Raw genomic sequence first — 19756 nt, 5'->3', positions numbered from 1 at the left:
CCTGACACCACCGTCGGTGAGCATGCGGGCCCGCCCCCCATCAGGAGACGCCCGTCATGCTCAAGACCTACACCGGCAGCTGCCACTGCAAGGCCGTGCGCTTCGAAGTCGACCTCGACCTCGCGGCGGGCACCGGCCGCTGCAACTGCTCCATCTGCTTCAAGACGCGCAACTGGAGCGCCAGCGTCAAGCCCGACGCCTTCCGCCTGCTGTCAGGCGAAGACGCTCAAAGCGACTACCAGTTCGGTTCCAACAGCATCCACAACCTGTTTTGCAAGACCTGCGGCGTTCGCTCGTATGGCCACGGCCACATCGAAGAAATGGGCGGGCCCTTCGTGTCGGTCAAGGTCACCGCCTTGGACGACGTGCCGGCCGAGGAACTGGTCGCGGCACCCATCCAGTACTACGACGGCCTGCACAACAACTGGTGGCACAAGCCGGAAGAGACCAGGCACCTCTGACTACAGCGCGTCGGGACCTTGGACGGCATGCAGGGTGACCTCGGGCGCGCCATCGCGCTGGCGCCAGCGCAGCCACCACACGGCGCCCTTCTTGACGGCCCAGTCCTGCTCGACGCCGGCCAGCAGATGCGCTGCCAGCTGGCCCAGCGTGGGCTGATGGCCGCAGAGCAGCACCGGTTCGCTGGACCTGGGCCAGCGCGAGGCTTCGATCAGCGCCGTGAGGGGCGCGTCCGGCGCAATCGACGGGACGATGCGCGCCTCGCGGCCCAGGGCCTCGGCCGTCTGGCGGCAGCGCAGGGCCGGGCTGACCAGCACGCGCGTCGTCGCGGCCAGGCGGTGGTTGAGCCAGGCGGCCATGCGCCGCGCCTGGCGCTCGCCCTTGGGCGTCAGCGCGCGCTGCAGGTCGTCCTGGCCCGGCGCGGCGATCTCGGCTTCGGCATGGCGCCACAGGATCAGGTCCATCGCGGGTTCACCCCTCGGAATAGCGCCGCATCAGCGCCTGCTGGGCGCTGACGCCACTGTCGCTGATGCGCGCCGAGCGGCCGTCGGGGCCGAGCTGCCAGGCGTCCATGGTGTCATGCAGATAGGGCTGCAAGGCCTCGTCGATGACGCGCTGGCGCAGTCGCGCGTCCAGTACCGGCCAGGCCACCTCGATGCGGCGGAACATGTTGCGGCTCATCCAGTCGGCGCTGGACAGGAACAGGGCCTCGCCGGGATCGGCTTCGGCGCCCTCACCCCAGCGGAAATACAGCACCCGCGTGTGTTCCAGGAAGCGGCCGACGACGGAGCGCACGACGATGTTGTCGCTGACGCCCGGCAGGCCCGGCGGCAGCATGCAGGCGCCGCGCACGATGAGGTCGACCTTGGCGCCGGCCTGGGCCGTGCGCAGCAGGCCGTGGATGAGCTCGGCATCGGTCAGCGCATTGATCTTCACGACGATGCGTGCGCCCTTGTAGCCGGCCAATGCCGCGGCCTCCACCTGGGCCAGCAGCTCCAGCATGCGGCTGTGCATGTTGAAGGGCGCGAGAAGCATGCGCCGCAGCGCCTTGAACTTGCCCAGCGACGCGAGCTGGCGGAACACCGAGTCGGCATCGGCCGTCAGGTCGGAGTCGGCCGTCAGCAGGCCGAGGTCGGTGTAGAGGCGCGCCGTCTTGGGGTTGTAGTTGCCGGTCGAGATGTGGGCGTAGCGGCGCAGCTTGCCGTTCTCGCGCCGCGTGATCATCAAGAGCTTGGCATGGGTCTTGTAGCCGACGATGCCGTAGACGACCTGGGCGCCGACCGCCTCCAGGCGCTCGGCCCAGTTGATGTTGGCCTCTTCGTCGAAGCGCGCCTTCAGCTCCACGACGGCCATGACCTCCTTGCCGCGCCGCGACGCCTCGATCAACAGGTCCATCAGCTCGGACTTGGCGCCGGTGCGATAGATGGTCTGCTTGATGGCCAGCACGTCGGGGTCCAGCACCGCCTCGCGCAGCATCTGCACGACGGGCTCGAAGCTCTCGAAGGGATGGTGCAGCAGCACATCGCCCTTCTTCAGCTTGTCGAAGATGGACTTGTGGCGCGGCAGCCGCCCCGTCGGCCAGGCCGGCTCGAAGGGCCTGAAGCGCAGGGCGGGCGCATCGGTCAGGTCGATGAGTTCGTTCAGCCGCACCAGGTTCACCGGACCGTTGACGCGGTACAGCGCCGCATTCGGCAGGCCGAACTGCTCGAGCAGGAACTCCGACAGCTCGGCCGGGCAGGTGTTGACGACCTCCAGCCGCACCGCGCGGCCGAAGTGGCGTGTCGTCAGGCCCGAGCGCAGCGCGTGGCGCAGGTTGGCGATTTCTTCTTCGTCCACTTCCAGGTCGGAGTCGCGCGTGACGCGGAACTGCGAGAAGGCCTCGACCTTGCGGCCGGGGAAGAGCTCTTCCAGGTGGGCGCGGATGACGCTGGTCAGCAGCACGAAGGCCTGGCGACCGTCGGAGAGATTCGCCGGCAGCTTGATGACGCGCGGCAGCACCCGCGGTACCTTGACGATGGCGATGCGGTTGTCGCGGCCGAAGGCGTCCTTGCCCGACAGCCGCGCGATGAAGTGCAGCGACTTGTTGGCCACCTGCGGAAAGGGATGGGCCGGGTCCAGGCCCACAGGCACCAGCAGCGGCTTGACCTCGCGCTCGAAGTACTTGGCCACCCACTGCCGCTGCGGCCCGTCGCGGTCGGCATGGTTGAGGATGACGATGCGCTGCTTGAGCAGCAGCGGCGTCAGCTGCTCGTTGAAGATCAGGTATTGCTCGTCGATCAGCGTGTGGGCGGCACGGCCGACGCGGTCGACGTCCTGGCCCGTCACCGTGCTCAGCGGGTCGCGCGCGGCCTCCAGCATGTCGGCGAAGCGAACCTCGAAGAACTCGTCGAGGTTGCTGGACACGATGCAGACATAGCGCAGGCGCTCCAGCAGGGGCACGTCCTCACGCTGGGCCTGGGCGAGCACGCGGCGGTTGAACTCGAGGATGGCCTGTTCGCGGTTGAGGAGCTTCAGCGGAGTCGGGTCGGTCATGAAGAAAAGTGTATGAAGCTTGTGTGACAACGCGTTGAAAGCCCCCCGGGATAATCCCGGCCATGCACCTGATGATCCCCCATGCCGCCGCCCTCGACGACGCCGCGCGGCATGCCTTCTCCAACCTGGCCCTGCCCAATCTCGGCGCACAGCTGGCCCGGCTCAGCCCCACCGAAACCTGGGGCAGTGATGAATACGCACCCCAGCCACCGCATCACCTGGCCCTGGCGGCCCTGCGCGGCCAGACCGAGCCCAGCGCTGCGGCATGGGCCCTGGACGCCAGCCCGGAACTGTCCTGGGCGTTGATGACCCCGGTGCACCTGGCCGTCGGCACCGACGGCGTCGACGTGCTGCCACCCGCAGCCCTGCAGCTTTCGGAATCCGATGCGGCCCGCTTCGTCGCCCTCCTGAAAGAGCTCTGGCCCGAAGCCGAAGGCTGGCAGTGGCGGCTGCTGGATTCGACGCGCTGGGCCATCGGCCACGCCACCGCGCTGGACGGCCTGAGTGCCGCCAGCATCGAGCGCGCCGCCGGCCGGCCCATCGAGCCCTGGCTGCCCGAGGCCCGCACGCTGCGCCGCTGGCAGAACGAGGCCCAGATGCTGATGCATGGCCATGCGCTCAACGAGGAGCGCGAGGCGCGCGGCGAGCACGTCGTCAACTCGGTCTGGATTGGCGACATCGGCCGCAGCAATGGCCAGCCGACCGACGTGACGATCGACGCGCGACTGACCGCGCCGCTGCTGAACGGCGATCTCGCCGCCTGGGCCGAGGCCTGGCAGCGACTGGACGCCGGCCCGCTGGCCCAGGAGCTGACCAGCCTGACCCTCAGCGGCGAGCGCTTCGCGCGGCGCTTCACCGCCCAGCCCCTCGGCCTGATCGAGAAACTGAAGCGCCGCTTCCAGACGCCCGCTGTGGCCGCCGTGATGGAGGCGCTGTGAATTCACCGCAACTGATCGAACGCGACGTCAATCCGCGCACCGCCTGGACCCTGGAGCAGGCCGGCATCGCGCCGCTGCTGGCCCGCCTGCTCGCCGCGCGTGGCGTGCGTGAAGCCGCCGAGCTGGACGAGAACCTCAACCAGTTGCTGCCGCCCGCCGGCCCGAATGGACTGAAGGGCCTGACCGAAGCGGCACAGCTGCTGGCCGATGCCATTCAATCCGGCGAGCGCCTCGTCATCGTGGCCGACTACGACTGCGATGGCGCCACCGCCTGCGCCGTCATGCTGCGCGGCCTGCGCCAGCTCGGCGCCAAGCCCGAACAGCTCGGCTATGTGGTGCCCGACCGGGCCGTGCACGGCTATGGCCTGACGCCCACCATCGTCGACCTCGCGCTGGAGCAGAAGCCCAGCCTGCTGGTGACGGTCGACAACGGCATCGCCAGCATCGCCGGCGTTGCGCACGCCCGCGCCCGCGGCCTCAAGGTGCTGGTGACCGACCACCATCTGCCGGCCCAGATCGACGACGCCATCGTCACGCCCGAGGCGAATGCCATCGTCAACCCCAACCAGCCCGGCTGCAACTTCGCCAGCAAGTCGCTAGCCGGCGTCGGCGTGGCCTTCTATGTGCTGCTGGGCCTGCGCGCCGAACTGCGCGCCCGCGGCGCTCTGCCCTCGCCCGAGCCGCGGCTGGACGGCCTGCTCGACCTGGTGGCCCTGGGCACCGTGGCCGACGTCGTCAAGCTCGACGCCAACAACCGCCGCCTGGTGGCGCAGGGCCTGAAGCGCATGCGCGCCGGCCGCGCCCAGCCGGGCGTGATGGCGCTGTTCAGCGCCTCCAAGCGCGATGCGTCCAAGGCCCAGGGCTTCGACCTCGGCTTTGCTCTGGGCCCGCGCATCAACGCCGCCGGACGTCTGGCCGACATGACCCTGGGCATCGAGACGCTGACGACCGACGACGCCGAGCGCGCCATGCAGCTGGCCACCCAGCTCGACACCATCAACCGCGAACGCCGCGAGATCGAGAGCGGCATGCGCGAGATGGCCGAGGCACGGCTGGATGCGCTGGTCGAGGCCTTGTCAGGCGCCCTGCCCCCGGCGGTGGCCCTGTTCGATGCCGACTTCCACGAAGGCGTCGTCGGCATCGTCGCCTCGCGCATCAAGGACCGCGTGCACCGCCCCACCTTCGTGTTCGCACGCGGCGCCGATGGCCAGTTGAAGGGTTCGGGCCGCTCCATCCCGGGCTTTCATCTGCGCGATGCGCTGGACCTCGTCAGCAAGCGCGAGCCCGATCTGCTGGCCAAGTTCGGCGGCCACGCGATGGCCGCAGGTGCGACGCTGGCGGTCGATGACGTCCACCGCTTCGCGCTGGCCTTCGCGCGCGTCGCCGAGGAATGGCTGACCGAGCAGGACCTGACCCGCACCCTGCGCCACGACGGCGCCCTGCCGCCCGAAGCCGCCACCGCCGAGACGGCACGGCTGCTGGACGCCCAGGTCTGGGGCCAGGGCTTCGAGCCGCCCCTCTTCTGCGACCGCTTCGAGCTGATCTCGCAGCGCCTCGTGGGCGAGAAGCACCTCAAGCTGCGGCTGCGCCGCGCCGGCCAGCTCATCGACGGCATCTGGTTCAACCATGTGGACATGCTGCCCGAGCGGGTGACCCTGGCCTACCGCTTGAGCCTGGACGAATGGCAGGGCCAGCAGAGGGTGCAATACGTCATCGAAGCAGCTTCTGTGTGAAGGAGTTGGCAAGCCCCCGTGGCCTGCCGCCCCAAGTCACCTGACTGTCACAGGCTGTTTCAAGAATCCGCGGCGGTAGCGCTCCCGGATGTCTCGGGGGCGCCGGCCGTTCCCCGGAGCCCCCCATGCGCGATTCCGCGCCCGACCCTCTCGCCCTCGCCCTCGATCGCCTGATCGAGCAGCGCAGTTTCGACATCCACTTCCAGCCTCTCGTCGCCATCGACCGCGCCGAGATCTTCGGTTTCGAAGCCCTGACCCGGGGCCCGGCCGACGGCCCCCTGCATTCGCCACTGGTGCTGTTCGAAGCCGCGGCCCGCCTCGGCCGCCTTGTCGAGCTGGAACACCTCATCGTGCAGCGCGCCATCCAGCGCTTCAAGCAGCTCGGCCTGCCGGGTCAGCTCTTCCTGAACGTCACGGCCGACACCCTGCTCGGCGCACGAGAACATGCCGGCCGCCTGGCCGCTCAGCTGGCCGAACTGGGCCTGCCGACCTCGCGCGTCGTCATCGAGCTGACCGAGACCCGCCCCATCGAGGACCTGGCCCAGCTCGACGACGCCCTGCAGGCCCTGCGCGAGCGCGGCTTTCGCGTCGCGCTGGACGACCTCGGCGAGGGCTTCGCCTCGCTGCGCCGCTGGATGGAGATGCGGCCCGACTTCGTCAAGATCGATCGCCACTTCATCGACGGCATCGCCCAGGAACCGCTGAAGCAGCAGTTCGTGCGCTCCATCGTCGAGATGGCCGCCACCAGCGGCTGCGAAGTCGTCGCCGAAGGCCTGGAGCAGGAGCCCGACCTGGAGGTGCTGCGCCGCCTGGGTCTGAGCATCTGCCAGGGCTATCTCTTCGCCCGGCCCAGTGCCACGCCGCGCACCTCGCTGAGCGCCCAGTGGAGCGGGCGGCTGGCCGCCGACGCCCAGCCGCGCCTGTTGCAGAACGACCTGGCCCTGCCGCTGATCCAGGGCGCCATCACCAGTGCCGCCCAGCTCGCCCGCCGCGGCATGACGGTGACGGCCGCCACCAACTGCCGCAGCGTCGTCGACCTCTTCCACGGCGATGACCAGCTGCTCGCCATCCCCGTGCTGGACGACCAGCAGCGCCCCGTCGGCGTGCTGCGCTCCCTGCATGTGCTCAAGCGCAGCACCGAGCGCTATTTCATGGACATCTTCGACAAGCGCAGCTGCGTCGAGCTGATGGACAAGAACCCGCTGGTCTTCGACGTCGCCACGCCGCTGCGCGCGATGAGCGACGCCCTGGCCAACCTCGACGAGCGTCTGCTGATGGACGGCTTCATCGTCACGCGCGACGGCTGCTACTTCGGCTCGGGCCGCAGCTCCGACCTGCTCAAGGCCGTGTCCGACCTGCAAGTGCACGCGGCGCGCTATGCCAACCCGCTGACCCTGCTGCCGGGCAATGTGCCCATCGACAACCACCTGGACCGCCTCATCGAGGCCGGCGAGACCTTTGCCGCGGTGGTCTGGGACATCGACCACTTCAAGCCCTTCAACGACGTCTACGGCTACCGCATCGGCGACGACATCATCCGCCTCGCCGCCCGCGTGCTGACCCAGGCCGCCGACCCGCAGTTCGACTTCGTCGGCCATATCGGCGGCGACGACTTCGTCATGGTGCTGACCAGCGCTGACTGGGAGCAGCGGCTGGAGCGCATCTGCGAGGCCTTCGATGCCGGCGTGCGCAGCTTCTTCTCCGCCGAGCACCTGGCCGCCGGCGGCTATGTCACGCTGAACCGCCAGAACCAGCCCAGCTTCCACCCGCTGCCGACCATCTCGGCCGGCGCGGTCATGCATCTGCCCGGCCACTACGAGAACTCGCGCGCCCTGGCCGCCGCGCTGGCCGAACCCAAGCGCGTGGCCAAGGGCCGCGCTGGCGGCAGCCGCTTCTTCGTCGACCGCCGCCAGCCCCAGCGCACCCTGCTGGCCGCGTGAGCGCGGCCGCGGGCAGCGACGTCCGCCACAACCCGAGTCGTACCCCATGAATCTGTTCAAGACCACAGAACACTGGAGCCTGCGCACGCGGCTGACCCTGGTCGCCGTGCTGTCCCTGTTGCTGGGTGTCATCCCCAGCGCCGTGCTGCTGCGCGGCTATGCGGCCGAGCACGCCACCGCCTCGCGCCAGCACCAGGCCCTGCCAGCCAACCGCGCCTGGCAGGTCCTGCTGGCGCGGCTGCAGGAACAGCGCGGTCTGGCCGCCGAAGCCCTGAGCACCCGGCCCGATGCCAGGCCCCAGGCCATCGCCGCGACCCAGGCCGTCTCCGCCGCTCTGACGGCACTCGATCAAGCCCTGAGCGACGGCCTCGATGCCGCGTTGGCGGCGGCCCAGCGCGACCGCGTCGCCGGCCTGCGCGCTCAGCAGGCCGAGCTCGCCAAGGCCATCGAGCAGGGTCCGCTGGACACGACGCGCCTGCTGGCGGCTCAAGCCCGGTTGGCCGACACCATCTTCGAAGCCGTGACCGAGCTGAATGCCGGCACCAGCCTGCTGCTGGACGCTGAAGCCGCGTCTCACTTCGCCATCGAGGCCGGGCTGCAATCGGCACCGCGGGTGCAGGACGCCCTCTCCGAGCTGGCCGCCCTGGCCCGCGCCGCAGCCGTGGACGACCCGGCCCGCATGGCCGCGGCCCACACCCGCTACGGCGAGCATGCCGCGCAGATGCAGCTGCGCCTGCGCCTGGCCCTGCAGGCCGACGACGCCGACTTGAAGCAGCGCCTGGAGCCGCTGCTGGCCAACGCCAAGGCCCAGCGCGAACAGGTCGACGCGACGCTGAAGGCCGCGGCCAAGGACGTGAGCTACCCGCTGGACCAGCTGACCGCCCGCCTCAGCGAAGCCGGTGCCCTGCAGGCCCGGCTCAGTGCCCAGGTCATGGAGGCGCTGGACGCTGGCCTGTCGTCCCGCGCCGAACGCGCCGCCCACCGCCGCAATGCCGTCATGGTGCTGCTGCCCGCCGTGCTGGCGCTGCTGCTCTTCATCATGGCCCGCTCCATCCGCCAGCTGCTGACGCCGGTGCGGCAGATGGTGGAGGTGACCGAGCGCATCGCCGCCGGCGACCTCAGCCAGGCCGTGCCACAGGGCCGCCGTGACGAGCTGGGCCGCGTGCTGGCGGCGCTCGAACACATGCAGCAGCGCCTGCGCAGCCTGGTCGAGCGCATCCACGCGGACGCCGGCGGCATCCACCATGCCGTTCAGGAGATTGCCGCCGGCAACCAGGACCTGGCCCAGCGCACCGAGGAGGCTGCCGCCCGGCTGCAGCAGACGGCTTCCAACGTCCACGCGCTGACCGCCGCCGTCAAGCACAGCAGCGAGGCCGCCGAGAACGCCGAGGCCCTGGCGATCTCGGCCGCCGACGTCGCCGCCCGCGGCGGGCGCGTCGTCGGTGACGTGGTCGGGACCATGCAGGGTATCGAGGACGGCAGCCGCCGCATCGGCGACATCACCGGCCTCATCGATGGCATCGCCTTCCAGACCAATATCCTGGCGCTGAACGCGGCCGTCGAAGCCGCCCGCGCCGGCGATGCGGGCCGTGGTTTCGCGGTCGTCGCCTCCGAGGTGCGCGCCCTGGCCCAGCGCAGCGCCCAGGCGGCGCGCGAGATCAAGACGCTGATCAACCAGTCGGTGGAGCGCGTCGAAGCCGGCACCGCCCAGGCCGCCGAAGCCGGCGAGGCCGTCGACGCCATCCTCGGCAAGGTCAGGGAGATGAGCGGCCTCATCCACGCCATGGCCGAGCAGACGCGCGCCGAGGCCCAGCAGACCGCCGAGGTCGGCGAGGCCGTGCAGGCCATCGATGCCATGACCCAGCAGAACGCCGCCCTGGTCGAAGAAGCCGCCGCCGCCGCCGACAGCCTGCGCGCCCAGGCCGAGGGCATGGACGAGACGGTCAACGCTTTCCGGCTGTAACCCTGCCGGCAGGGGCGTCAAGCCCTGCCTGCGAGAATGAGGGGGTGAACCTTGATTCCACCCTCAATGCCGATCTGCACTGCCACTCGGTCGTCTCCGACGGCACGCTGACGCCGGAGGCCCTGGCCGAACGCGCTGCAGAACGCGGCGTGCAGCTCTGGTCGCTGACCGATCACGACGAGATCGGCGGTCAGGCGCGCGCCATCGCGGCCGCCCGTGCCAATGGCCTGGCCTATCTGACCGGCACCGAGATCTCGGTGACCTTCGCCGGCCGCGTCGTGCACATCGTCGGCCTGGGCTTCGACCATGAGTCGCCCGAGATGATCGAGGGCCTGCGCGCCACCCGCGGCGGCCGTGGGCCGCGCGCCCGCGAGATGGCGGCCAGCCTGGCGCTGGCCGGCATCCACGGCGCCTATGAGGGCGCGCTGAAATACGTCGGCAACCCCGACCTGATCTCGCGCACCCACTTCGCGCGCTTCCTCGTCGACGCCGGCCACTGCGCCGACGTGCCCGAGGTCTTCCGCCGCTTCCTGACCGAAGGCAAGCCCGGTTTCGTGCCGCACCGGTGGGCGACGCTGAAGGACGCCGTCGGCTGGATCACGCGGGCCGGCGGCATCGCCGTCATCGCCCACCCGGGCCGCTACGACTTCACGCCGACGGAAGAGTACGCGCTGATCACCGAGTTCATGGCCCACGGCGGCCGCGGCATCGAGGTCGTCACCGGCAGCCACACGCCGGCCGAGTTCGAGGAGTACGCCAACACGGCCCAGGAATTCGGCCTGCTCGCTTCGCGCGGCTCCGACTTCCACTGCCCCCAGGAAAGCCGCATCGACCTCGGCGCCCTGCCGGCCCTGCAAGGCCGGCTGACGCCGGTCTGGGCCGAACTGGGCGAGCGCATTCGCTGAGTCTGCAGCGCGGCCGCGCCTGAGGCCGCCAGGGACCTCGCGGCCGGTATACGCTTGCGGACATGGCCCAGCTCTTCGAAGTTCACCCCGACAACCCCCAGCCGCGCTTCCTGCGCCAATGCGCCCAGATGCTGCAGGCCGGCGGCATCGGCGCCGTGCCGACGGATTCGAGCTATGCCTTCGTCTGCCATCTCAACGACAAGGGTGCCGCCGAGGCCCTGCGCCGGGTGCGCGGCGTGGACGACAAGCACCACCTGACCCTGCTGTGCCGCGACCTGTCGGAGCTGGCCACCTACGCCATGGTGGACAACCGCCAGTACCGCCTGCTGAAACTGGCGACGCCGGGCGCCTACACCTTCATCCTGCCGGCCACCAAGGAAGTGCCGCGCCGCCTGTCCCACCCCAGCCGGCGCACCATCGGCCTGCGCGTACCGGAGCACAAGGTCATCCAGGAACTGCTGGCCCTGTTCGGCGAACCCCTGCTGTCGACGACGCTGATTCCGCCCGGCGACACCGAGCCGATGAACGACGCCGCCGACGTGTGCGCGCGACTGGACCGTCAGCTGCAGTTCGTGCTGGACGCCGGCGCCTGCCCGGCCCAGCCCACCACGGTGCTGGACCTGAGCCAGGGCGAGGAGCCCGTGCTGGTCAGGCAGGGGCGTGGCGATCTGGCCAGGCTGGGCCTGCAGCTGGACTGAGCTGCAGTTCATCCACGGCGCTTGCAGTTCATCCAGCGCGGCTCGCGCTTGATCGCAGACGCCTGGAAGCGCCCGGGCTCATTGCCGAAACTGACTCCATCGAACCAGCAATCACGCGGTTCGAAACCCAGCAAACGGAGTCCATCATGAGCCTGCAAACTGTCTTCACCGCCGCTGTCCTGGCCTTCTCCGCCGTCGCCGCCCAGGCCGCCCCCCAACCCACCGTCAAGCTGGAACGCGTCGTCGTCACCGGCAAGGCCGTCCGTGAAGTGGCTCAACTGCCGCGCGTCGTCGTCACCGGCTACAGCGAAGCCACGCTGGCACGCCAGACCCTGGCCGCTGCCAAGACCAACGCCAAGCGCGGCTGAACAAGGCGTCGTCCCGATATGCACATGACGCCTTTTTCCACCATCGCCGAGCCGAGTCGCCAGCGCTGCTGAGCAGCGTTGCCGACTCGGCTCGGCCTTGTGCCTTTCCTGCCTCTTGAAGCCGCCTCCGGGCGGCTTCTCTCTTGCGATCGATGGACCGCATTCATGCAGCCTTGATCAAGCCGTCGGCCGGGCCGCCCGGCATGAATCGGCGTCCCCTCGGGGGTTGAGGCCGGACACATGGCGCCCAGTGGGCGCGATGCGCCTGCCGAAGGGCTGCGGCCCAAGCCGCAGCGCGGTCTGCAAGACCGCGCGTGCATCCACGGGCGAGAGGCACCGACTCTGCCGCAGTTTGTCCGCCACGCCTGCAGTTCATCCGCCCCGGCTCGCGCTTGATCGCAGCGCCCTGGAAGCAACCGCCTCCATTGCCGAAACTGACTCCATCGAACAAGCAATCACGCTTCTCGAACCCCAGCAAAACGGAGTCCATCATGAGCCTGCAAACCGTCTTCACCGCCACCGTCCTGGCCTTCTCCGCCGTCGCCGTCCAGGCCGCCCCCCAACCCACCGTCAAGCTGGAACGCGTCGTCGTCACCGGCAAGGCCGTCCGTGAAGTGGCTCAACTGCCGCGCGTCGTCGTGACGGGCTATGCCCAGCGCGAAGTCGCCCAGCTGCCCCGCGTCGTCGTCACCGGCTACAGCGAAGCCACCACCCTGGCCCGCCAGACCCTGGCCGCTGCCAAGGCCAACGCCAAGCGCGGCTGAACAAGGCGTCGTCCCGATATGCACATGACGCCTTTTTCCACCACCGCCGAGCCGAGTCGCCAGCGCTGCTGAGCAGCGTTGCCGACTCGGCTCGGTTCATTTCAGGATCTCCAGCAGCCGCGCGCGGTCGAAGCCGATGACGCGCTGGCCGCGCACGATGAGGGTGGGCGTGCCGATGCCGCCCTGGGCCTGGTAGTCCGCCAGGCATTGCGAATCCCGCTCGATGAAGCATTCCTGGAAAGGGATGCCCTCCTGCGTCATCCAGCGCCGCGCGGCCAGGCAATAGGGGCAGGTCTCGGACGAGATCATGCGGATGTCGCCCGGTTTCACGCGCTGCACCAGCACCTCACCATCCCGGCCCGCCACATGCTCGCGCCAGGCGGCCGAGGCCAGCCAGGTCACGCCGACAACCACGAGCAGGGAGAGGGGAGGCCACTTCATGCGCCCATGCTAGGCGTCTCTCAATACACCTCGGGCACGACGATGCTTTCGGGCACCGGGTGGCGGATGTAGTCCTCGCGGCGCTCGCGGGCGGGCAGCTCGATGTCGGCGTGCTCCACCTCCTGGTAGGGCATCTGGCCCAGCAGGTGCTGGATGCAGTTCAGCCGCGCGCGCTTCTTGTCGTCGGCCTTGACGACCCACCACGGCGACTCGGGCGTGTGGGTGCGCTCCAGCATCACCTCCTTGGCCCGGGTGTACTCCTCCCAGCGCCGGCGCGACTCCAGGTCCATGGGGCTGAGCTTCCACTGCTTGAGCGGATCGTGGATACGGCCCAGGAAGCGCACCCGCTGCTCGTCGTCGCTGATCGAGAACCAGTACTTGATGAGCTGGATGCCCGAGCGCTGCAGCATGCGTTCGAACTCGGGCGCGGAGCGGAAGAACTCCTCGTACTGCTCATCGGTGCAGAAGCCCATCACGCGCTCGACGCCGGCGCGGTTGTACCAGCTGCGGTCGAACAGCACGATCTCGCCGGCCGCCGGCAGATGCGACACATAGCGCTGGAAATACCACTGGGTGCGCTCGCGGTCATTGGGCGCCGGCAGCGCGGCGACGCGGCAGACGCGCGGGTTCAGGCGCTGCGTGATGCGCTTGATGACGCCGCCCTTGCCCGCCGCGTCGCGGCCCTCGAACAGGATGACGACCTTGTGGCCCGTGTGCTGCACCCAGTCCTGCAGCTTGACGAGTTCGCTCTGCAGCCGGAACAACTCGCGGAAGTAGCGCTTGCGCTCCAGCCCGGCCTCGGCCTGCGCATCGCTGGCCATGACGCCGTAGCTCTGGTCCTCGAGCTCGAGTTCTAGCTCCTCGTCCAGATCGTCCTGCAGGTCGCGGTGGATGCGCTGCACCAGTTCGTCATCGATAGGGCTCACGGGGGCTCCCGGCCGCGACAGCGGCTGCAGGCCGCCAGCCTAGGCCCGCGCCGTGGCGGGCCTGTGACAAACCCGCACTTGACGACGACGTTTACAGGCGTAATCATTCGCCATCGTTTACACACGTAATCATGAACAAGACGCCCCCACCCATCAGCGACGCCGAGGCGCAGGTCATGCGCCAGCTCTGGCAGCGGTCGCCCCAGGCCGCCGACGAGATCGCCGCGGCCCTCGGCCCCCAGCAGGGCTGGGCCCTGGCCACCGTCAAGACCCTGCTGAACCGGCTGCTGAAGAAGGGCGCCGTGACGGCCGAACGCGATGGCCGGCGCTTTCTGTACGCGCCGGCCGTGCCGGAAGACGCCTGGGTGGCGGACACCGGCCTGTCGCTGATCGACCGCCTGTTCGGCGGTCGCCTGGCGCCGCTGGTGGCGCAGTTCGCCTCGGAGCGCAAGCTCAGCGACGATGATCTCGCCGCCCTGAAGGCCCTGCTGAAGGAGCAGGAGCATGGCTGACGGCGCCTGGCTCGCCCCGCTGCTCCAGCAAGGCCTGCTGCTGACGGCGGCCGTGCTGTTGCTCGGCCTGGCCCGGCCGCTGCTGAAGCGCCACGGCGCTGGCACGGTCTACACCGCCTGGCTGCTGGTGCCGGCCCTGCTGCTGACGCCGGTCCTGCCGCGGCCGATGCTGCAGCAGGAGCCCCTGCCCCTCGTGCTCGGCGCGGCAGGCATCGGCGCGCATGCCGCCCTGCCCGCATGGACCGCACCGGTGCCGGCCCAGGGCTCGATCTGGCTCGCGCTGTGGCTGGCCGGCGTGGCCTTGTCGCTGGCCTCGCAACTGGGCAGCCAATGGCGGCTGCAGCGCCATGGCAGCCGCCTTCCCGCCGGCCACAGCCCCGCGTTGATCGGCCTGCTGCGGCCGCGCGTGCTGCTGCCGGCCGACTTCGAGGCGCGCTTCGGCAGCAGGGAGCGCGCGCTGATCCTCGCGCACGAGGAAGTGCACCGCCGCCGCCACGACAACCTGTGGAATCTGCTCGCCGGCCTGTTGCTGGCCCTGCATTGGTGGAACCCGCTGGCGCGCTGGGCCTGGCGGCGCATGCAGGCCGACCAGGAGCTGGCCTGCGATGCCGTCGTCCTCGCTGCCCGCCCCGGCGAACGCTCTGCCTACACCCGCGCCCTGCTGCTGGCCCACGGCCTGGATGCGCAAGCCGCGCCTCTGGCCAGCCGCTGGGGTGCCCGCCATCCCCTCATCGAAAGGATCGCCATGTTGAACCGCCTCCGCACCGCCACCACGCGCAGCCGCCGCGCCCTGGCCGCCTCGCTGCTGATCCTGACCGGCCTGGTCTACGCCGCCCAGGCCGCGGATGTACCGGCGCCCCGTGAGTACGAAGCCGCCACCGTCGACCTGCAATGGCAGGACGCCCAGGGCCACATCCAGGGCCACTGGCCCGTCACCCTGCCCTGGCATTTCTTCGTCACCCACCAGCCTCTCGTCTTCTCGCCGCCGTCGACGGATCACCGCGTGGAAGTGGTCCTGCGCGGCAGCCAGCTGCCGGATGGCGGCAGGCAGCTCACCGCCTCGCTGCGTGACTTGAAAACCCAGCAGGCACTGACCGCCGAGCAGGCCCTGGCCGAGGGCGCGGCCGCCGGCGCCGAAGTCGTCGCACCGGCGCGAACCGGCAGCGGTCGCCTGACGTTCAAGTTCCTGAAGTCATGAGCGAACTGCTGCTGGCCTCGCTGCTGCGCCAGGCCCTGCTTCTCAGCGCGGCCATCCTGCTGCTGTGGGCCGTGCGTCGGCCGCTGCTGCGACTTGGCGCCACGGCCGCCTATGCGTCCTGGCTGCTGCTGCCGCTGCTGCTGTTGACGCCAGCCCTGCCGCGCCCAAGCCTGGAGCCTCTGCAAGTGGTTCTGCAGGCCGCGGCTGCCCCCGAACTGCCCGTCCTGCCATCGCTGGCAGCGCCGACGTCGAGCAGCGCAGCCATCTGGCTGGCGCTCTGGCTGGCCGGCACGGTGCTGGTCTCGGCCGTGCAGGTGCGCAGGCAATGGCGGCTGGCGCGCCTGGGCGCGCAACTGCCCGCCGGCAGCAGCCCCGCCCTCGTCGGCGTGCTGCGCCCGCGCCTGGCCCTGCCAATCGACTTCGAGGCCCGCTTCACGCCCGCCGAACGCGAGCTGATCCTGGCCCATGAGGCCGTGCACCGCTCGCGCCAGGACAACCTGTGGAACCTGCTGGCCACGCTGCTGACGGCCGTGCATTGGTGGAACCCGCTGGCCTGGTGGGCCGCACGCCGCCTGCAGGCCGACCAGGAGCTCGCCTGCGACGCCGCCGTGCTGGCCTCGCGGCCCGGCGCCGTCGCCATCTATTCCCGGGCGCTGCTCGCGGCCCATGGACTCTCGCCCCACGGCGCGCCGCTGGCCAGCCGCTGGGCTTCTGCCCACCCCCTTGTCGAAAGGATGACCATGCTCCAACACCATCTGCCGATGCCCCGCCGCCGCGGCCTGGCCTTGGCCGCCGCCCTGCTCGGCCTTGCCGGCGCGGCCTATGCGCTGCAAGCCGCACCGAACGCGCCGCCCGTGGTCGAGGGTTTCACGCAGCTGCGCTTCGAGCTGCAGCTGTCGGTGGACGGCAAGGTGTTTGCCAAATCCAAGCTGGTCAGCTTCCCGGCGAAACCCAGCGTGATCGTCACCAGCGATGCCGAGGACAAGGAGCAATGGATCGTCTCGCTCAGCGCCAGCTTTGCCGGCGAAGACAAACTGATGATCGACAGCGAGATCCGCCGGAACCAGGACAAGGCCAGCATCCAGGGCTGGCGAGAGCACCGCAAGCCGGCGCCCGAGACCCTGGGCCAGGTCGTCGCCTCACCGCGGCTGTTGATCAAGGACGGCGACTTCGGCCGCATCAAGGCCACGATGCCGGACGGGCATGTGATGGAACTCAGCGTCAAGGCGACGTCGTTCCGCGGCGACGCCATCGTCGGGTTCGTCAAGGACTGAAGCCCGCTACAGTCGCGCCCTCCCGAATCCGACCTTCCCCCTTCGATGAGCCTTGCCGACGTGCGCGCGGCGCTGGATGCCGAGCTGTCGGCCACGCCCGAGTATTACGACTTCAAGGTGCTGAGGAGCGAGCGCGAAGGCGCTCTTTGGCGGGTCACGCTGGAGCTGGGCTATGTGTTCGCCGAGGGCCAGCGCCCGGGCGCCGCGTCGGCCCAGGCCCTGCTGGACGACAGCCTGGACGGCGCCAGCGCCTGGTGGGGTGCGCCGGTCAAGGGCGGCGCCAGCGTGCTGGCGGTCGTGGCCGAGGACGACCAGCTGGTGCTGCAGAACGCCAGCGGCCCGCCGCCCCCAGCCGGGGCGCTGATCCGCCTGTATCCGACCCGCTTCCTGAAGGCCGTCGCCGAGGCGTGGTGGGACACGCCCTGGGCCGAGCAGGCCTTGGCCTGCCTGCCCGACCTGGGCCGGCCGCAAACCGTCCAGGACGGGCCTGCGTTGACCGGCTCACCTTTTCGCTGGCTGCGCACGGCCCAGCGCGAGGCCCTGGCCCTGGTGAACCACAGCAGCGCCTTCCTGTGGGGCCCGCCCGGCACCGGCAAGACGACCACCCTCGGCGTGTTGCTGGCCGAGTACCTGGACAGCCGGCCGGCGGCACGGGTGCTGCTGCTGTCCACGACCAACCATGCCGTCGACCTCGCCACCCTGGCGGTCGACAAGGCCTTGCAGAAGGGCCGGCGCGAGCACTGCCGCCCGCTGGTGCAGCGCCTGGGCACGCGCTTCGATGCGGACGCCTATGCCGGGCGCGAGCACCTGATCCCGACGGACGACGCCGGCCTGATCGCGCGCCTGGCACGGGCCGAAAGCGCGCGGCCGTCGGCGCGTGACGCCGTCGCGCTGAAGGCCTGGGCCGACCGCGTCGCGGCACTGCGCGACGAACTGCGGGCGGCCTCGCTGAAGGTGCTCAGGCGCTGCCGCCTCGCCGCCATGACGACGACGCGGGCGGCTTTCACGCTGAAGTCGCTGCGCGAGCTGAAGCCCGACGGCGAGCCGCCCTTCGACCTCATCGTGTTCGACGAGGCCAGCCAGGTCAGCCTGGCCCATGCACTGGCCCTGATGCCGCTGGGGCGCGCACGGCTGTTCGCGGGCGATCCGCAACAGCTGTCGCCGGTGCAGCGCAGCGAAGCCCGTGGGGCCCGCCGCTGGCTGGGTCGCTCGGCCTTCGCCGAGATGCCGCGCGCCGGGGCTTCGATCGCGCTGCTGGATGAGCAATCGCGCATGGCTGCGCCCATCGGCGATCTCGTCAGCGAGCTGTTCTACGACGGTGCGCTGCGTGTGGCGGCCGACACGTCGGCCGATTGGAAGGCTGCGCGACAGCGCGCCTTGCGCGGTATCGCCGCCGACGACCATGTGCATCTGCGGCGCATCCGGCGCGACGGTGGCTGGTCGGCCGCTCACCGCGGCCCGGTGCGACGCGAGTCGGCCGAGGCGATCACCGAGCTGATCGCCGGTGCCCTGGGCGATGGCCACTGGCAGGCTGAAGAGCTGATCGTGCTGACGCCCTTCCGGGCCCAGCGGGCGCTGATCCGCGAGTGCCTGCGTGCGCGGGGCCTGCCCGAATCACTGCGGGTCAGCACGGTGCACCGTGCCCAGGGCAGCGAGGCGCCCGTCGTGCTCTTCGACCCGGCCGATGGGGCCCAGCCCTTCCTGCAGGGCGAGGAGGCGCAGCGGCTGCTCAACGTCGCGCTGAGCCGCGCCCAGGCCAAGCTGGTGCTGTTCGTTTCAGGCGCCGACGCGGCGGGCGCTTTTCTCGCGCCGCTGGTGCAGAAGCTGCGGCTGGCAGAAGACGAGCGTGCCGCCGAGCCGCTGATCGATCTGGCGCGCGAGCCGGGCTTCCCGGCCAATGCCGTCGGCCGCCGTGTGACGGCGGGACGGCATGTCGGCGAAGTGACGCGCGTCAGCGCCGACGGTCTTCAGTTCTGGCTGATCAACGCCGGCACCGGCGCGCAGCAGGTTTTCGACGTCGAGTTCTGGCGAAACCGGGCGCTTACACCGCCGCCGTGACGACGATCTCGACCTTCCACTCCGGCCGCGCCAGGCCGGCGATGACGGTGGCGCGCGGCGGGGTGTGGCCGGCGGCCACCCAGGCGTCCCAGGCGGCGTTCATGCCGGGGAAGTCGGCGCGGTCGGCCAGGTAGATCTGGGCGCGCAGGATGCGGCTCTTGTCGGTGCCGGCGCGTGCCAGCAACTTGTCGATGGCGGCCAGCACCTGGGCCGTCTGGCCGGTGATGTCGGCGCTGGCGTCCTCGGGCACCTGGCCGGCCAGATAGGCGACGCCGTTGTAGACGGCCATCTCGGACAGGCGGGCGCCGATGTCGAAGCGTTCAACGGGGGTGGAGGCGGTCATGATTTCTTCCGGGCGGTTTTCGAGGAGGTGGATTTGGCGGCTGCCGCTGCAGCGCCGGCCTTCTGGCCGAGCTTGCTCTCGGTACCGGCCAGCAGCTTCTTGATGTTGGCCGAATGGCGCCACACCAGCAGCAAGCCCATGATGATCAGGGCCAGCGCGGTCGGTCCGGCTTCCCAAATGAGCAACTGATACATCGGCGCAAAGGCGGCCGACACGATGGCGGCCAGTGACGAATAGCGGCTGAACCAGGCAATGATGAGCCAGGTCGCCAGCGTCGCCACCCCCAGCAACGGGTTGAGACCGAAGATCACGCCGGCCGCCGTGGCCACGCCCTTGCCGCCCTGGAAGCGGAAGAACACCGGCCACAGATGGCCGAGGAAGGCGCCCAGGCCCACCAGGGCCGCGGTGCCCTCGCCCAGCCCATAGCGCGGGCCCCAGATGGCAACGGCCAGCACGGGCAGATAGCCCTTGAGGGCATCGAAGACCAGGGTCAGGATGGCCGCGGCCTTGTTGCCCGAGCGCAGCACATTGGTGGCCCCGGGATTGCCCGAGCCATAGGAGCGCGGGTCGGACAGGCCCATGGCGCGGCTGACGATGACGGCGAAGGACAGCGAGCCGATCAGGTAGCCGGCAAAGGCGGCGAGGAGAGGGAGAACGGTTTGCATGGGGCGCGATTGTCGGCCAGGTCTCGGCGACCGAAGCCC

At 70.2% G+C, this 19756-nt stretch carries 19 protein-coding genes; 13 read left to right on the top strand and 6 right to left on the bottom strand.

Annotated features, from left to right (window positions below):
- The first annotated feature begins 56 nt into the window (after window positions 1-56).
- Window positions 57-461 carry a GFA family protein gene (locus AC3WOE_RS23820; protein ID WP_492693877.1) on the top strand — a complete coding sequence of 135 codons (405 nt, stop codon included), beginning with the start codon at window positions 57-59 and terminating at the stop codon, window positions 459-461.
- Here AC3WOE_RS23820 and sixA read toward each other — a convergent pair whose 3' ends face one another.
- Window positions 462-923, bottom strand: a complete 462-nt coding sequence (gene sixA / locus AC3WOE_RS23815) for a phosphohistidine phosphatase SixA (RefSeq protein ID WP_492693876.1) — start codon at window positions 921-923, stop codon at window positions 462-464.
- Between the two features lie 7 nt (window positions 924-930).
- The gene (gene ppk1, locus AC3WOE_RS23810; protein ID WP_492693875.1) at window positions 931-2991 is read right to left on the bottom strand and encodes a polyphosphate kinase 1; all 2061 of its coding nucleotides are present in this window, start codon (window positions 2989-2991) and stop codon (window positions 931-933) included.
- A gap of 62 nt (window positions 2992-3053) precedes the next feature.
- Between ppk1 and AC3WOE_RS23805 the strand changes: the two genes are divergently transcribed.
- From AC3WOE_RS23805 to AC3WOE_RS23770, 8 genes are all read left to right on the top strand, one after another.
- On the top strand, window positions 3054-3929 hold the full coding sequence (locus AC3WOE_RS23805) for a hypothetical protein (protein ID WP_492693874.1): 876 nt from the start codon (window positions 3054-3056) through the stop codon (window positions 3927-3929).
- Window positions 3926-5662, top strand: coding sequence for a single-stranded-DNA-specific exonuclease RecJ (gene recJ, locus AC3WOE_RS23800; RefSeq protein WP_492693873.1), 1737 nt, complete (start codon window positions 3926-3928; stop codon window positions 5660-5662). The genes AC3WOE_RS23805 and recJ overlap by 4 nt, the downstream gene beginning before the upstream one ends.
- Window positions 5663-5787: 125 nt before the next feature.
- Window positions 5788-7602: a bifunctional diguanylate cyclase/phosphodiesterase gene (locus AC3WOE_RS23795; RefSeq protein WP_492693872.1), complete on the top strand. Its 1815-nt coding sequence runs from the start codon at window positions 5788-5790 to the stop codon at window positions 7600-7602.
- Between the two features lie 46 nt (window positions 7603-7648).
- Complete coding sequence (locus tag AC3WOE_RS23790; RefSeq protein ID WP_492693871.1) at window positions 7649-9565, top strand: methyl-accepting chemotaxis protein; 1917 nt, start codon at window positions 7649-7651, stop codon at window positions 9563-9565.
- A gap of 44 nt (window positions 9566-9609) precedes the next feature.
- The gene (locus AC3WOE_RS23785) at window positions 9610-10470 is read left to right on the top strand and encodes a 3',5'-nucleoside bisphosphate phosphatase (RefSeq protein ID WP_492693870.1); all 861 of its coding nucleotides are present in this window, start codon (window positions 9610-9612) and stop codon (window positions 10468-10470) included.
- Between the two features lie 62 nt (window positions 10471-10532).
- The gene (locus AC3WOE_RS23780) at window positions 10533-11168 is read left to right on the top strand and encodes an L-threonylcarbamoyladenylate synthase (RefSeq protein WP_492693869.1); all 636 of its coding nucleotides are present in this window, start codon (window positions 10533-10535) and stop codon (window positions 11166-11168) included.
- A 146-nt stretch (window positions 11169-11314) separates the two neighbouring features.
- Complete coding sequence (locus AC3WOE_RS23775; RefSeq protein ID WP_492693868.1) at window positions 11315-11536, top strand: hypothetical protein; 222 nt, start codon at window positions 11315-11317, stop codon at window positions 11534-11536.
- A 491-nt stretch (window positions 11537-12027) separates the two neighbouring features.
- Window positions 12028-12300 carry a hypothetical protein gene (locus AC3WOE_RS23770; RefSeq protein ID WP_492693867.1) on the top strand — a complete coding sequence of 91 codons (273 nt, stop codon included), beginning with the start codon at window positions 12028-12030 and terminating at the stop codon, window positions 12298-12300.
- A gap of 96 nt (window positions 12301-12396) precedes the next feature.
- On the opposite strand, the gene AC3WOE_RS23765 is transcribed toward AC3WOE_RS23770, so the two are convergent.
- Window positions 12397-12741 (bottom strand): glutaredoxin family protein, encoded by a 345-nt coding sequence (locus tag AC3WOE_RS23765; protein WP_492693866.1) that lies wholly within the window; start codon window positions 12739-12741, stop codon window positions 12397-12399.
- A gap of 20 nt (window positions 12742-12761) precedes the next feature.
- Window positions 12762-13667: a polyphosphate kinase 2 gene (gene ppk2, locus AC3WOE_RS23760; RefSeq protein WP_492693865.1), complete on the bottom strand. Its 906-nt coding sequence runs from the start codon at window positions 13665-13667 to the stop codon at window positions 12762-12764.
- A 131-nt stretch (window positions 13668-13798) separates the two neighbouring features.
- Between ppk2 and AC3WOE_RS23755 the strand changes: the two genes are divergently transcribed.
- The 4 genes from AC3WOE_RS23755 to AC3WOE_RS23740 are packed head-to-tail and all read left to right on the top strand — an operon-like array spanning window position 13799 to window position 18709.
- A complete protein-coding gene (locus AC3WOE_RS23755) occupies window positions 13799-14179 on the top strand; it encodes a BlaI/MecI/CopY family transcriptional regulator (RefSeq protein WP_492693864.1) in 381 nt (126 codons plus the stop codon).
- The gene (locus AC3WOE_RS23750; RefSeq protein ID WP_492693863.1) at window positions 14172-15377 is read left to right on the top strand and encodes a M56 family metallopeptidase; all 1206 of its coding nucleotides are present in this window, start codon (window positions 14172-14174) and stop codon (window positions 15375-15377) included. Before AC3WOE_RS23755 ends, AC3WOE_RS23750 begins: the two co-directional genes overlap by 8 nt.
- Window positions 15374-16651: a M56 family metallopeptidase gene (locus tag AC3WOE_RS23745; RefSeq protein ID WP_492693862.1), complete on the top strand. Its 1278-nt coding sequence runs from the start codon at window positions 15374-15376 to the stop codon at window positions 16649-16651. Before AC3WOE_RS23750 ends, AC3WOE_RS23745 begins: the two co-directional genes overlap by 4 nt.
- Before the next feature lie 45 nt (window positions 16652-16696).
- Window positions 16697-18709, top strand: a complete 2013-nt coding sequence (locus AC3WOE_RS23740; protein WP_492693861.1) for a DEAD/DEAH box helicase — start codon at window positions 16697-16699, stop codon at window positions 18707-18709.
- Here AC3WOE_RS23740 and AC3WOE_RS23735 read toward each other — a convergent pair.
- Together AC3WOE_RS23735 and plsY are read right to left on the bottom strand one after the other, a co-directional pair.
- Window positions 18693-19052 carry a RidA family protein gene (locus AC3WOE_RS23735; RefSeq protein WP_492693860.1) on the bottom strand — a complete coding sequence of 120 codons (360 nt, stop codon included), beginning with the start codon at window positions 19050-19052 and terminating at the stop codon, window positions 18693-18695. The two genes, AC3WOE_RS23740 and AC3WOE_RS23735, sit on opposite strands and share 17 nt — an antisense overlap.
- A complete protein-coding gene (gene plsY / locus AC3WOE_RS23730; RefSeq protein ID WP_492693859.1) occupies window positions 19049-19717 on the bottom strand; it encodes a glycerol-3-phosphate 1-O-acyltransferase PlsY in 669 nt (222 codons plus the stop codon). The genes AC3WOE_RS23735 and plsY overlap by 4 nt, the downstream gene beginning before the upstream one ends.
- Window positions 19718-19756 lie beyond the last annotated feature (39 nt).

The organism is Roseateles sp. FW305-36 (assembly GCF_058787015.1).
Note: the sequence above shows the minus strand (reverse complement) of the source record. Positions and strands in the feature narration are given on the sequence as shown.